At 60.9% G+C, this 14182-nt stretch carries 9 protein-coding genes; all 9 read right to left on the reverse strand.

The genetic code is table 11. The features are described from left to right. Window position 1: 1 nt before the first annotated feature. The 9 genes from CAL19_RS07885 to CAL19_RS07925 all read right to left on the reverse strand — a co-directional run bounded on the left by CAL19_RS07885 (window position 2) and on the right by CAL19_RS07925 (window position 14070). Window positions 2-1225, reverse strand: a complete 1224-nt coding sequence (locus tag CAL19_RS07885) for a capsule biosynthesis protein (RefSeq protein ID WP_094796490.1) — start codon at window positions 1223-1225, stop codon at window positions 2-4. Next, the gene (locus CAL19_RS07890) at window positions 1222-3279 is read right to left on the reverse strand and encodes a capsular polysaccharide biosynthesis protein (RefSeq protein WP_094796491.1); all 2058 of its coding nucleotides are present in this window, start codon (window positions 3277-3279) and stop codon (window positions 1222-1224) included. The genes CAL19_RS07885 and CAL19_RS07890 overlap by 4 nt, the downstream gene beginning before the upstream one ends. Beyond that, a complete protein-coding gene (locus CAL19_RS07895; RefSeq protein WP_051423910.1) occupies window positions 3222-4301 on the reverse strand; it encodes a polysaccharide biosynthesis/export family protein in 1080 nt (359 codons plus the stop codon). The genes CAL19_RS07890 and CAL19_RS07895 overlap by 58 nt, the downstream gene beginning before the upstream one ends. Window positions 4302-4366: 65 nt before the next feature. Beyond that, complete coding sequence (locus CAL19_RS07900) at window positions 4367-5485, reverse strand: ABC transporter permease (protein ID WP_094796492.1); 1119 nt, start codon at window positions 5483-5485, stop codon at window positions 4367-4369. Further along, window positions 5482-6135 (reverse strand): ABC transporter ATP-binding protein, encoded by a 654-nt coding sequence (locus CAL19_RS07905; RefSeq protein ID WP_026641320.1) that lies wholly within the window; start codon window positions 6133-6135, stop codon window positions 5482-5484. The genes CAL19_RS07900 and CAL19_RS07905 overlap by 4 nt, the downstream gene beginning before the upstream one ends. A 21-nt stretch (window positions 6136-6156) precedes the next feature. Next, on the reverse strand, window positions 6157-6936 hold the full coding sequence (locus tag CAL19_RS07910) for an ABC transporter permease (protein ID WP_026641321.1): 780 nt from the start codon (window positions 6934-6936) through the stop codon (window positions 6157-6159). Between the two features lie 4 nt (window positions 6937-6940). Then, the gene (locus CAL19_RS07915) at window positions 6941-7990 is read right to left on the reverse strand and encodes a CgeB family protein (protein WP_051423911.1); all 1050 of its coding nucleotides are present in this window, start codon (window positions 7988-7990) and stop codon (window positions 6941-6943) included. Window positions 7991-8010: 20 nt separating this feature from the next. Further along, the gene (locus tag CAL19_RS07920; protein ID WP_141214366.1) at window positions 8011-9834 is read right to left on the reverse strand and encodes an alpha/beta hydrolase family protein; all 1824 of its coding nucleotides are present in this window, start codon (window positions 9832-9834) and stop codon (window positions 8011-8013) included. A gap of 51 nt (window positions 9835-9885) precedes the next feature. Then, window positions 9886-14070, reverse strand: a complete 4185-nt coding sequence (locus CAL19_RS07925; RefSeq protein ID WP_141214367.1) for a glycosyltransferase — start codon at window positions 14068-14070, stop codon at window positions 9886-9888. Window positions 14071-14182 lie beyond the last annotated feature (112 nt).

The raw sequence follows: 14182 nt of genomic DNA on the forward strand, positions 1-14182 counted from the left end.
CTCAGTAGTCGGCGAGCGGGTGAGTCGCGCGGGCCAGGCGGGGCAAAGCGCCGCGCACTGCCATATCGATGCTCTGTCGGGTATAAAAACCACCGTTGACCTGCGTGAGGTGGATCACGGCGTTGCGGAACTGTTTGAACAGCATGGCGTCCGGACGCGGCGGATTGGTCCAGAACTCGTCCAGGCGGCCCTGGAAGGTGAGGCCAGGCAGGTTGTAGATGGGGTCGGCCAACGTGAAGAGCGGGCGATTGTGTATCAGTGCCGAGCCGCCCACAGTGCTGTTCACCGTGACGACGCCACGGGCATGGCTGAGCAATATCGGCAATGAGCCACTTTCCAGATAAATCACATTCTGGCAGGGAACACCATATTCCGTGCATAAGCGCCGGATGACCGCGCGATAGTTGATAAGCCCGCTGTCCAACGGATGGTTCTTGATCACCATCAGATCCGCGCCGTTTCCAAATCGGGAGAAAGACGCGAAAACGTGTTGCAGGAATTCGGGCATGTCTTTGATGGGCGAATGATCACGGATCTGTGCATCCGTATTCAGCTGCAAAGGAACCAGCCAGAACGGCAACTTTTCGGCGACGATCCGGTCGATTTGTGACGCGTCGTATCGGCGACGAGAAATAAGCGAAATTCCCCTGCGCAGATACGCAGGGTATTCCAGCCAGGCAGGCACGGGGCTGTGACCGCGATAATGGGGAAAATATAGGCGGTTGCGCATACCGGCCACGTTATAGGCGATATCGTGCCAGGCGCGCGCGCTGAATGACGACGAAAATGCCTCGCCGTTATCGTAGTCTGGTATGCGTGGGGCAGTGCGTCTGTACCAATCGGCATCGCGCGGCAGAGACGAGTGTGCATTGACGCCATCACGTTCCAGCGTGATCCAGTACGGGCGGAAGTAACCTTCCTCGAACACATGAACCGGCAGGTTCCGCGCCCGAGCCACGGAAATACAGGCGCGGTGCAGCGGCCGGCGATCACCGAACAACACTACATCGGTAATCTCTCTGGTGTCGATCAGGGTGCTATAGAACTGGCCGAGTTCCTCGATCGGACCTTTGTAGTCTAGGCGTTGCAGGCCACGGCTGTACCAGGCGTCGCCACAGTTGAAATTGACCTTCAGCACGTCGTGGCCGTCGTGCATGAGCGCCTGGCCCAGGCGCTGGAAAAAGGGCGAGTTCACGCCCTGCAGCATGAGAAAGTGCTTCTTCATTTTTTGCGGCACGCCCTTGCGATTGCACCGCGTATCAGCGATCTGGGTCTCGATTCGGGCGAGGCGCCTGCCAACTGCCGAACCGCTTGTTCCGGTGTACAAAATTGCCGGGTGGCCGGATTGATATAACGGGGGTACAGTATCAAAGTCGCGGCGACCAGCTCATCCAGCGAAAGTCTGCGTCCACGGCGCTTCATGACTTCGGGGCTGAGCCCCCGGTCGTCGGTAAGGCCCCAGCCGGCATAAAAAGGCTGCCCCCAAACCACAACCGGTATCTGGCGCATTAGCGCCTCGAAACCCGCGAGAGACGTATTGACATGGACTGCGTCCATTTCGGGGTAAAGGGCGTCGATCGCGACATCGTCGATGAGTTCGTCGCACCAGTCCAGGAGTTGTTCCTGGTGGGCGTCCGGTTCCCGCAGCCCTGCGACCATGTCGGGATGGGGCTTGAACAGAATCGTCGCGCCCGGTTCGGCCTGCCGCACGGCTTGCAGCAGCGCAAGGTTGGTGCGCAGGGCGCTCGCACCAAAATGGATGGAAGCGTCCGTTTCGACTTGCCCCACGACCAGCACCACCCTCTGGCCGCCTGGCCGTTGCCAGCGCCGCGGTGACTTGAGATTGTATTTGGTGATGCCGCGCCGGAGAATCTCGGCGCGCAGCATGCGAGCCCTGCAGCATAGGGCCTCGTCGAAGGCTGTGTCGGCAAGCAAGCGCTCCAGCCGCGAAGGCTGTGTTGCATCGTAGTAGATGCCGATATCATCGATCACCCATGATATCGGACGTATCAGTTGGGCTCCCAGTCCGACGGATCTGAGAAAGCCATCTTCAATGCGGTACAGCGCACGAGCACCATGCATTTCCTGCCGGCCCGCTGCACCCCACATCGCCATCGGCAAGCCAGAATGACGGGCCCCTGGCGACTTCACGAACTTGATCGTGCTGCCCGACAGAAATTCGCGCACGAAGCGCTTTTTCCAGTTCGAAAACCCCACGGCGATCATGGCGGGCGGCAGATCGTTGCGCAGGCGGCGTTGCAGTGCAAGCCAGGCGATCAAGGTTTCCACATTGCATCTTTTTCCCGTGTCGGGGTCAAGATAGCTGGCATAGTCGATCAGCGCGGCGTGCACCAGTTGCTCGAGCGTGCATGGCGTGCGCCGGCTGGGTGCGGGCTGGTAGTCATGCGTCAAGCCCCAGCCCGCATAAAACGGGGTTCCGAAAACATGCGCAGGCTTTCCATATAGCAGCGCTTCGAAGCCCATTTGAGAGGTGGCCACGTAGACCGCCTGCGCATGTTCGAGCAGGGCGGCCGGATGCCGATCATCCGCAATCACCGTCACGCGCGGCATGCCGGCCAGCCGGGCTACATCGAAATAGCCCTTCTTGCGACCCATCGCGACTTCGGGGTGGATCTTTACCAGCACTTGCGCATCGGGATTATCGTCGAGCGCGGCGTGCAGCATCCGATCAAAGGTGCGTGCGTCGGCGTTGCCATACTGCACCGAAAGATCCTGGTAGGTCTGGTCCACCACGAGGACAAAGCGTGCCGGCAACCGGTCTGGTTCGATGTCTCGGCTACCGTTGTACTTGGACAAGCGGCCGTCCCGCCACATTGCCATCACGAGCCTGGCGCGCGCGCTTTGAGCGTCAGACAACGGTTTACGGATCAGGCGTTCCAGGCGCGAAGGGCAGGAGGCGTCATAGTAGATGCCTTCATCGTCCGAGACCAGGGAATACGAGCGTTGCCCGTTACCGCCGACTGAGCGCAGGAAGCCGTCTTCGAGCAGCAGGAAAGCGCGCGAGAATCGTTGCGCCGCCTTCAGCGCGCGCAGCCCGCTGCGCTTTCTGCCCCAGCCAAGGAATGCCGTGCCGGCTGATGGCCTGGCCGTGCCGGCATGAACCGAGATTGGCAGGCCCAGAAAGGCTGAAAGATCCGTTCTGCGCCAAAGCCCCCAGTCCAACCAGCCGATGCTTGCCCGGGAAATCCTGGTGCCTGCGCCTAGAAGGCCCTGGAAAGTATCAGCGTCTGGACAATCGGGGTAATGATCTTCTGCCATTCGTATACTGCTGCATTGGTTACATAGATGGCGTCTTCCGGTTGTATGGCGAATTGCCCAGCTATGAATATGGATTCGGGATTGCGCATGTTCAGGCGAAACACCTGGGCGCGCGGTTCACCTGTATCGGTTTGGGTTCGCCGGAATATGAATACGCCGGAAGGGTCGGCAGCCTGTTCTTTCAGGCCGCCCACGACTCCCAGCGCCTCCAGCAGGCTGGGGCGCTCGGAGGGCAGATCGTGCAACCCCGGCTCGACCACCGAGCCCATGGCCACAAAACGCTTGCGCGCCCGCTCAACCACGATCTCCGAGCGCGGCGCAACCGGCATGTTCTGACCGTTCAACACCTGGGCATAGTTCAGCGTCTTGACGCTCTTGCCGGTACGTATCGTCACGCTGGTCAGATGAGGTTCGAGCAACGGCCCTCCGGCCATGTTGATCGCATCCAGCAGCGTAAGAGGGCCTTGCAGTGCCGAATACCTGCCGGGCGTCTTTACAGCCCCGGCAACGAGCACGGAACCCGACAAGTCGCCCACCATTTCGATATGGACCTGCGGATCCATGGCCTTGCCCTCGAGCCGCTTGCGCACCTCGGCTTCCACCTGCGGCAGAGTCAGCTGGTTCACGTGAATCCGACCCGCATAGGGCAGGGAGATGCGCCCCTGGGCGTCGATGCGGACATTGGAAAACTTGGTGCCGCCCATGCTTAATGGCGCAAACAGGCCGCCTTCTGTGGCGCTGTCGGAGATCAGGACGGAAATGACGTCCCCGGGCACAAGCCGGACGGCGTAGGGCACCACTTTTGAAACCTTGTTGCTGGGCGACTGTGGTGCGGCCACGGCGTACGGCGCCAGCGTACTGGGACCGAGGTCAATGACTTCGTAGGGCAGCTGGCTGTTGCTGCCCGCCTCGGTCGTGATGCTGGAACTATAGGGGCCGGCGCCCGACAAGATGCCGCAGCCGGAAAGAACGGCGCACAAACACGCCGTGCCGATCAATCGAGTGGAAAACGTTAGGTTCATGTTGCTTCCCCGATGTCATGCCGCAAGTGTAATGACCAACCTGTGTGTACCGTGTCGGACATTGTTCAATCCCGATGGTCAGCAATGGTCACAAGGACGAAGCGCAGTATTCCGTACAGCAAGCACAACAACACGAACAAGGTGATGATGTTATACAACGACCTTGGATATTCTGCGGTGTCTGGCCGATTGGGCGACACGACCGTTACCAGCGAACGTATTTTTTTGTTGGCCTCGATCCGGGCGTTTTCCTGGGCCGACAGCGCAAGCTTGTAGGCTTCTTCGGCTACTTGGGCGTCGATCGACAGGTTGCGAAACTGTGCCGCGATGGTGTTCAGGCGCTCCGTTCCCGACGAGGAAGCGAGTTTCTCTTTTTCTTCGACCAGTTGCTTCTCCAGCGCGCGGATACGATTGCGCTGCTGCTGCGCCTGCGGGCTGGCCGGTTCCAGTTTGCTCAGCAGCGCGGTCAGCGTGGCGCGCTCGGTGGCGAGCTGGCTCTCGATATTGGCAATGATGCCCGCACGCGAGGTGGCCACGGCTTCGCTGTCGAGCATGCCGTGTTCATTCTGGAACTGGACCAGCTGGTCAGACTTTTCTTCATACGTTCGACGGGCGCGCACCAGTTCTTCAGCCGCAAATGCCACATGGTCGCGCGCGATGCGATGCGATATTTCGTTAATGAAGTGTTCAGACTGCCGAAGAATCAAGGAGAGCATCTGCTCTGCGGTGGCGGCATCGAAGGCCTGGACTTCAACGCGCAACAGGCCCGTCAGATCGTCGAAATGCACCTGCACGATGCGTTGGAAAAATTCCAGGCGGTCTTCGCTGTCGGCGCCCTCGGGCAGCCAGTACAGCGGATCGCGGATGCGGCCGGCATACAGGGTAGGCCACTGCATTTGCTGATCCAGGTAATTCATCATGTCATTGGACCGCACATACTCGCTCAGAAACAGTGTTTCTTCGCGCGAGGTCGGGTTCAGCACCCCGGTGAGCAGCGATAGCCCGGGTACCGCCGCCGCCGGGCTTTCCTGGGCCTGGCGCACTACCACGAGCGCCGTGCTGGCATAGCGATCATGCGCGAAGATCGCGAAATAGATCGTCGCCAGCAGGGTGGGGATGATGACGACCCATGCAAAGAGCGATTTCCGTAGCCCTGGGAGAGTGATGCCGGTTTTTATCTTCATTGTTGATAAGCCTTTATTCCTTCTTGCACGTCGTTGTATAACGTCGCCCGTCCTTCCTTCAGCAGCACGACGACATCGCACAATTTTGCAATCTGCCCCATGGAATGCGTGACGAGTATGATGTTCGATTTCTGCATTTTTTCCCGGAAGACGCGCGTGCTTTTCTCCCGGATGTGATGGTCGCCCACCGACAACACTTCATCGATCAGGTAGTAATCGAAGTCGAAAGCCATGCTCAGGCCGAATGCCAGGCGGGAGCGCATCCCGGAGGAATACGATTTGACCGGCTCGTCGAACCATTTGCCGATTTCGGCAAACGCTTCCACGTATTGCACCTTCGCACGCATTTGCGCGCCGGTGGCGCCTTGCACACGGCAAACGAACTTGACGTTCTCGCGGCCTGTCAGTGAGCCCTGAAATCCGCCGCCCAGCCCGACAGGCCAGGAAATGTTCTTGTCGGTGATGATGCGGCCGCTGTCGGGCGTATCCGCGCCGCCGAGCAGGCGCATCAGCGTGGTCTTGCCTGCGCCGTTCCTGCCGATCAGTCCGATGTTCTTCCCGGCGGGCAAGACGAGATTGAGATTCTGGAAGATATATCGCCTGCCTCTGGGGGTCAGGAATGACTTGGTGACGTTGCGAAGTTCAAACATGGCTGGGCTCCGTGGCGGCGACTAGATCGCCATCATGCGATAACGGAGCAGCCGATATGCAGCCATGCCCAGAAACAGCAGCACCAGCGTGCATTCCAGTACGTAACTCAGCGACGTGCCGTCTGCCGGGCGGTAGTAGGGAAAAATATTCGACCTTATGAGCTCCAGCACATTCATGAACGGGTTGAGCATCAGAATGGGAAGCCATGTAGACGGATAGCTCGACGGCGGAATGATGACGCCGGATATCAGGTACAACGGCATGAACAACAGCCGGATGAGAAACTTGCTTTCCGGCATCAGGGTGGCGATCGCGGCCAGTACGAGCCCCAGCCCGATGGCAAAGAACAGCCCGAGAAACAGCATCAGCACCCATTCCGCCGGCTTGGCAATCGTGGTGCTCATGCCTATCCAGGTCAACGTCAGGTAGGCCAGGATGAAGACCGTGGTGCTGAGCACGCACTCGACGACGACCCGGCCCATAAAGCTGCTGAATGGCTGGATTTGCTTGTAGGCAAACAGTGCCTTGTTGGCCTCCATGCTCAGCATCATCCTGAGGGCGATGTTCTTGTACAGCAGGAAGGGTGTCAGGCTGACGAGCAGGAAGACGGGATAGTCGATGCCGGGGATGGTCCTGCCCCGGATGTACACCATGATCAGTGTCAGCGCCACCAAATGGGCGATAGGCTCGAAAAGCGTCCACATGGCACCCATGCGGGCGCGGCCGAAGCGGCCCTGCATTTCGCGCAAGGTGAGTGCATAGACGACTGCGCGGAACACCTGAATGGAAGTGCGTTTCATGGCCTCAGAACATTCCATCTTCTTCGAGCATCTGCAGGCGATGCACCCAGAGGTGATTCTTGAACACGACTTCGCGTCCGTGGCTGATCAGCGCGGCATCGCGTGGCGACCGCCCGCGGGATAGCCGTTCGAACAGTTGCACCGCGTCGCTCCTGCTGTGCACGACATGGCAGCAGTCCTTGAACAGGTGGGACACCGAAGCGCTGGGCGTCGTGATGGCCAGGCCGCCCGAGGCCATGATCTCCACCAGCCGCCGCGAGAACATCGTCCGGGAATCTTCCACGGTATTGACGTTGAGTGACCCGACATATTCCTGATATATGCGCGGAGTACGCTCGTATGACACTGCGGGGTATATCTTGGTGCGGGGAAAACTGGGGTAGCGGTAGATATGGTTGCGGCGACGCGAGTTCCTGTCGAAGATATCCAGGCCCCATGCCGAGGCGGCCGAGAACAGCATTTCCTGCCGTGCCTTGCGCTCGAAATGCATGTTGCAGGTATAGCTGCCGACGAAGCAAAGGCGGCTGACCGGGTTGGCACGGCGCTGGCCATCATGGATGCGCGGCTGCACAGCAAAGGGCAGCACCCCCAGCCTTGCCTGGCCGCGCGTGGCCTCGGCGTAGCGGGGCAGTGTGTTCTCGTCCACAGTGTAGATGGCGGAAAACCAGCGTGCGCTGTCGATGAAACGCTCGAAATGAACGCTGTCTTCCTTGTTCCAGAACATGCAGGGAATACCGGCGTCTCGAGCGGTGTGCACCAGCTCGATCAACGCCTCGTTAGTGCGATCCGGATGGCTAGGGTAGCTGGCGATCTTGTATTGCCAGCTTTTCTTGTATCCCAGCCAGGCCGACTCCACGAAAACGAAATCAACCTGCCTGCGTGTCAGAATCGCGCGGAAGTTCTGCGGTGTGAGATGCACCGTCCGCACTTCGGCTGCCAGGGCGCTGCTGGTCAGGTCATCGCTGACCAGCCCGACACGAACGCTGGCGTACCGGGCCTGCGGATCGGGCCCCTTGGCAAGCCGCTGGCCCAGCCAGGTGAGCACACTTTGCATATTGATGCGGGCTGGCCGGCTCAGAAGATGGCATCCGTACGCTGGCGCGTACTGACGACGACCCTGATGTCGCTCAGCGCAATCGACTTGGCAAGGATATCCGGCACCAGGGCAGGGGGCTCGCCCCGGTGCCCATGCGCATCTTTGTACGGCCAGGTTTCCAGGTGGCCATCTTTCACCCCGCCGTATATCGGCAGACCCAGTTTTTCGCAGAACGGCAGGTAGTGTTCCTCATAGTGATGGATGTCATTCACGTTCTGCAGATAAAGCAGCTTGGCCTTGGGCGCATCCCGGAACGCCCGGATGGCGTCAAACCGCTGGCTGACCATTGACGGCGGCAGTTCTTCGTATTCGGAGGTGCCGAAGTTCGAAAGCAACATGGTGCGCACGTTCTTGGGGTGGTACTGGAGCACGTGTGTCTGTGGATTGATCGCGACCGCCGTGGCGTCGCCCAGGCGGGCGGCCGTCATCAGGGCCGCGAATCCGCCGCCCGACGACCCATACGTGATCACGGAGTCGGTGCCCAGGCCCAGCTTGCCCGCCACGGCGCGCACCATTTCTGCCAGCCCCGTGCCCCAGTCGTTATCGCGTGTGCCCACGTACCAGGCCAGCGAGAGTTTGCGGGTCACCCCCAGTGTGGGGTCGGCGACATAAAGCGTAGAGCCGGGAATTTCGGGCGCCCAGCTGACGCGGTGGAAATCCGGGTGGGCGAAGCGGCGGTTCGTCGCACCGCATAGCATCACGAACAGCTTGTTCGAATCCGGCTTGATGTTCAGCAGACATTGAAACTCGCCGCCGCGGTGGCGTACGACGAAGCGGCCATTCTGGATACTGGTCGAATCCAGTTCTTTGAGCGATCCGCAGACTCCCCACGGGTGAGCCACGAGCGTATCCGGCGGCGCAAGCTTGGTCAGGAACGGGTTGGGGCCCGATCGCCGGGCGGCGGGTGCGACTTCTTCGACCGCCGTGCTTCGCACCGGTTTGGCCGCGGTGCGTTCCGCCAGTTTGATGGCCCGGGACATCAGTTGCCGGAACCCGACCGGTGCCTCCGCGGCGTCGTTCGAGCGAATGACTTGAAGCGTGCCGAGATCGCTCAGCTGTTCGTCTTCGTCAATGCCGAATTCGCGGCAAAAGTGCTGGAAATGCCGGTTGGGCTTGTCTGCATTGTGTTGGCCTTCGTAATACATCACGCGCGTTTCCTGAGAATCACGCAAGGCGTCGACGGCGGACAGGCGCGTATTGAACTCCAGGTCGGCCGATTGGACAGAAGGGTCGCTCACGGCCAGGTGGGCGAAAAAGTCGGCGACGTAGGCGCGGTTGTAGAGCCGGATATCGGTATGCGGGTTGATCGAAATGACCGAGCAATCTCCTATCTTGCAGCCCAGTTGAATGGCGGCCAGCCCACTCGAGGCCTCTCCGACGATATAAATGCGATGCCTGTCGACTCCCAGTCGCTGCCGCAGGCTGTCGACCAGTAGCGACAGGGATACGATCCCTGACTGCTCGCGACTGCCGAAGAACCATCCGATAGCGTGCCTGGCCGTCAAGGCCAGTGTGGGGTCATTGACGAGGACTGTCGTGCCGGGAAGATTGGTGAATTTCCGCGGCAGTTGCTCCAGCGGCCATTCCGCGTCAGCCCGCTGTTGCCCCGCCAGAATCACGAATAGACGTTTTGCCGCGTGGTCAGTCTGGGACAGAGTGAAGTCGATCTGCAATTCGCCGATGCGCGCCTGGTAGCTGCCTTCCTCGAGGCCGCCCAGGTCATCAGGCTCATGCCTCGCAGTGGCGTCGAACATTTGCGGAGCATAGCCAGGCTTGATGGGGCGAGTCGTAGTAGTAATCATCCGATTTGTCTCAATGTAGGTATCGGGCCAGGATTGGCGCTTTGCGGGGTCCTAGCCTTCCAGCTGGGGTACAGGAGACACGTTGGCCTCGTGCGCATGACGGACTTGGCTGCGTGCGGCAGGGGCAGCCTGTCCATCTAATTCGATGCCGACCAGCTCGTGCGCGCCGGCCGGCTTGCCGGTGTGGCCGTTGGCCCGGAGGGCCTGGGCGTCGGCAGCGGCGGGGGCCTCGTGGCGCTCCAGAGCCTGGCCGTATACGCGCACAGCGTCCGCGCCGGCACTGCGCCAACTGCGGTTGTCGATCACCCATTGGCGACCCTTTCGTCCATGCTCCCGCCGCAGGTCTGGGTTGTTGACATAGGTACGTATTTTTTCCGCCAGATCTTCGATGCTGCCCTTCTGGAAGATCAGGCCGGTGGAGCCGTCATGAATGATATTGGCAAGCGCGCGCACGCTAGAGGCGATGACGGCCTTTTCTTGCGCGAGCGCCTCGAAAGGCTTCATGGGTGACACTGTTTCGCACACTTCCCAGGGTTTGCGCGCGTAGACGATGACGTCCAGGATCGAGTAATAGCGGGCGATGTCTTCATGAGGCACCCGGCCGGTCAGGATGACGCTGTCGCCGAGTTCCTTGGCAAGTTCCTCATGATTGCCATTGCCATCGCCAACCAGCAAGACCTTGAAGTCGAGCCCTTGCTGCAGCAGGATCCGGGACGCGGAAAGCAGATCGTCGAGGCCTTCGTAGTCGACAAATGAACCGATGTATCCGATGACCGGTGTACCAGGTGAAATGCCGATGGCCGATGCCAGGGCCTGGTCGCGTTCGCAGGGCACGAACTTCTCGGGGTCTACGCAGTTCGGAATCAGGGTGATATGGCCGTCGGGCACTCCGCGTCCCGTCAGCTCGGTCATCATGTCGTCGGTCAGGGTGATCAACGCCTGCGCCTTGGAGAAAGTGAAGTTCTCCAGTTCCCGGATGCGCTCGATCAGGTCGGTCTTTTCGCCGGAGGTGTCGCGCGACTGGTGTACCAGTTCCCAAAGCCCCGATACCTCGTAGACGAAAGGCAGGCCGGCCCGCGTGGCGGCCAGCATGGCGGGCAGCGCCGTCAAGTAGGTGGATCGGCCATGGACGAGGGTGGGGCGCTCCTGCACGAGCACCTGGTAGAACTCGTCCGCCATTGACAGCATGTATGCCAGTTCGCTGGCCCGCATGCGGTCTTCACCATTGAAAATTCGTCGGTAATTCACGCCCTGGATAACATCGACGGCCGGAAACGTAAGCAGGCGGTTCGCCGATTTGATGTCCTTGGGAAACCCGGGGCGCGTATACGGCCGGATGTCCCAATCGCTTTGCGTGATCCCGGTGATGAGCCCATGTGCCCGCGTCGCATAGCCGCCGGACAGGTGCGGCAGACTGCTGTGCAGAAAGTACACGGAGCGTCGTTTCGATGTCGGCAGGATCGGGTTCTGCTTGCCCTGGTGGCGCGCAGCGTCGAAGAGTTCGCGGAATATCGCGAGTTCAGTCGACAGCGGACGGTGGCGCGCGCGCAGGGCGGACGGATTGAGCGCCTGCAGGAAGGAGCCGTCCGAGGCCAGCTTGGCGCGCATCGTCTGGCGCCGTATCTGGCCGATGTCGGCAGCGAATTCCTTGACGGTGGTGTTCCAGGTGCGATTGTCCAGCACCCAGCGGCGGGCGTTTTCTCCGAGGGTACGGCGCGCCTGCTCATCGGTCAGGTACCCTGCCAGTTTGCCAGCCAGGTCGTCCACGTTTCCGCTCTCGAACAGCACACCGTTGACGTCGGGCTGCACGAGATCCGTCAGTCCGCCCACGTCGGCGGCGATCAGGGGCTTGCCCGCAAGCATGGCTTCGATCGGCTTGATGGGCGAAATCAGTTCGGTTACGGGCTGGGAACGGCGGGGGAAGGCGCAGACGTCGATGGCTGTATAGATCCTGGGCACGTCAACATACGGAAGCCGGCCCGGCGTGACGAGCCAATCGGCGATGCCATGGGCTTCGGCGCTTCGGCGCAGTTCGGCGATGGCGGGGTCCGCATCGCTGGCCATTGTGTTGCTGCCCCCTACGAGCAGCAGCCGGAACTCATGGCCCAGGGATTTCAGCCGCGCGCAGGCCACGACGAGATCTTCCAGTCCTTCGTAGGAGGCAAAGGTGCCCACATAGCCGATGACCAGCCGATCGACGGGGATGCCCAGGCGCAGTTTCATCGACGGGTCCACACCGCCGGAAGCGAAGGTCTCGGGGTTGCCGGCGCTGAGCAGCAGGCCGACATTCTCTTCGGCCACGCCGCGGTTCACCAGTTCATGCTTCAGGCGCTCGGACAGCGCGTAGACGCGGTCGGCCGATTTCGCGAGCGTGGATTCGATTTCCCGGTCCAGCGCGTAATCGAAGGTTTGCGCATGGGCGGGGTCCTTGGAGGCCTTGGTGATCTCCCAGAAACCGCGGATATCGTAGAAGTAGGTCAGGCCGAGCGCTTTGGCCGCACGATAGGCGGGCAGGGCGGTGACATAATTGGACGCGGCAACCACGGTGGATGGCGCCAGCTCGAGCAGCTTGTCGATAATGGCATCCGTGGCGCGCTGCAGGTATTCGGCCGTCTGCAGCCCGGCCCTGTACTTGGCGCTCTTGCGCAGCGGCTTGGGAATCTGGTGATAGTGCACTCCGTCGATCTGCACGGCCTTGTCCGGCGCAGGGATGTTGCCGTGCGACACCATGTCCCTGGGGTAACCCGGACGCGTCACAACGTGCACGTCGAAGCCTTCGCGCGTCAGCGCGCGGGCAATCTCGTGGGTGCGCACGGCATAGCCGCCCGTAGACAGAGGAAGCGCGTTATGGGCAAAGTAGACTACGCGGTTCGGCACCGGCGAGACGGATGCCAGGCTTTGCTCTACCACGGGTACATCGTTGAACAGACCCAGCACATTGACCGGATGACGCTGGATATTGCGATAGAACGGCGTGCGGCGTACCGCCGCGTCGCCTTCGTAGCGTGCATACAGGTCCTGCGCCACGCGGTACGCGGCGGAGACCTTATTGGAAAATATGGCGGCCCAGAAACACCCTCGCAACACTGGCTCGTCTTCCGAGATTTCGCGGGCCAGCCGACTTAGCTGGAACTCTTCTTCGTGCAGGCCCTGCGCCCGGAACACCTTGCCGACCAGCAGATAGTTCACTGCCTGCTGCATGCCGCGCGAGCGGGATAGCTTGCCAATTAAGTGGTGTACCTGGGCGTTGTCGTGGTTGGCCAGCGCGGCCTGCACCTTGGCCAGCCAATCGGGTTTGAGCTTGATGGGATCGATCGTGGCCAGGCTGGCCAGGCCGTCTTCCCAGTGCTTGCGGATGCCCAGCTTCTTCGAGGCACGCCGGCGGCGACCGTCGCGCAGGACCGCATAAAGCGCGAGCGGCAGCTTGAGAAAGCCTTGCCATGACTGGCTGGCCTGCACAAATGCGGCGCCGATGCGGTAGGAGTCTGTCTGGTACACCGAGTTCAGCGTGGTCTCGAGGCGCCAATTGCGGTCCAGCGCCGCATCCAGTGCCTTTTGCAGCTTGCTTTCCTGTGAGACGGCGCGCGAGGCGGCTGCCTCGACCAGCTGCACTTCCGATGTAGCGGAGACCTGCGATTTTGCCCGTTGCCAGCTGCGCAGGGCCACGGTGATCTTTTGCTGGCGTTCGTCGAAGGCGGCGGCGGAAACCGCCGCGACACGATGCCAATCGATTTCACCGAGCTTGCCCTCGACGCCGCCGCCGATGCACAGCAACTCGCCTTCTTTATAGTCGAGGAAATGCAGAGCCTGCAGCGCAGCGAGGGACGCGCAGACAGGATAGGGTGAAATCGCAGGCAACCTGAGGAGCAGGAACGCGCTTTTTCGCACGCGTTCTGCCACCCGCATGATCTGTTGCGCGGCGACCTCGCTGTTGGGGTCGCTGCGCGTGATCACGACGGCGTCAAACTCGTGCAGAGGCTTGTCCGACTGGTCCAGGCTTTTGGTAGTGGTGAACTTGAGGGTTGCAGAGGTTCGGCTGAAGGCCTTGGCCAGCGGATGCGACTTCATCCCGACGAACAGAACGCGGGAGCCATCCAGTGCGGTTGCCACACTGCGGTCGAACTCGGCCAACGCGCCGATGTGGGACAGTGCTAACAGCGCGTGGCAGTCCGATCTGCTTATATCCAGCAGGCCTGGATTTTCAATCGGCATATCATGCGAGGTAGTTCCGCTCACTTCGACTCCGTGTATGTCAACAACCGGTGAAACTGCGCAGCGCGGCCGGTTGGGCACTAAAGGCAAAAACGCTAAAGCGAGCCGACTGAGCTGATGCAGCTGAAGGCGGCTC

This window comes from Bordetella genomosp. 7 (assembly GCF_002261265.1).
Lineage (GTDB): Bacteria > Pseudomonadota > Gammaproteobacteria > Burkholderiales > Burkholderiaceae_B > Bordetella_A.

Excerpts from the sequence above, each read along its gene's own strand:
- CAL19_RS07890 (WP_094796491.1), bottom strand. The coding sequence starts at position 3,279 with ATGGCAGAAGATCATTACCCCGATTGTCCAGACGCTGATACTTTCCAG.
- CAL19_RS07915 (WP_051423911.1), bottom strand. The coding sequence starts at position 7,990 with ATGCAAAGTGTGCTCACCTGGCTGGGCCAGCGGCTTGCCAAGGGGCCC.
- CAL19_RS07895 (WP_051423910.1), bottom strand. The coding sequence starts at position 4,301 with ATGAACCTAACGTTTTCCACTCGATTGATCGGCACGGCGTGTTTGTGC.
- CAL19_RS07910 (WP_026641321.1), bottom strand. The coding sequence starts at position 6,936 with ATGAAACGCACTTCCATTCAGGTGTTCCGCGCAGTCGTCTATGCACTC.
- CAL19_RS07920 (WP_141214366.1), bottom strand. The coding sequence starts at position 9,834 with ATGATTACTACTACGACTCGCCCCATCAAGCCTGGCTATGCTCCGCAA.
- CAL19_RS07905 (WP_026641320.1), bottom strand. The coding sequence starts at position 6,135 with ATGTTTGAACTTCGCAACGTCACCAAGTCATTCCTGACCCCCAGAGGC.
- CAL19_RS07900 (WP_094796492.1), bottom strand. The coding sequence starts at position 5,485 with ATGAAGATAAAAACCGGCATCACTCTCCCAGGGCTACGGAAATCGCTC.
- CAL19_RS07885 (WP_094796490.1), bottom strand. The coding sequence starts at position 1,225 with ATGAAGAAGCACTTTCTCATGCTGCAGGGCGTGAACTCGCCCTTTTTC.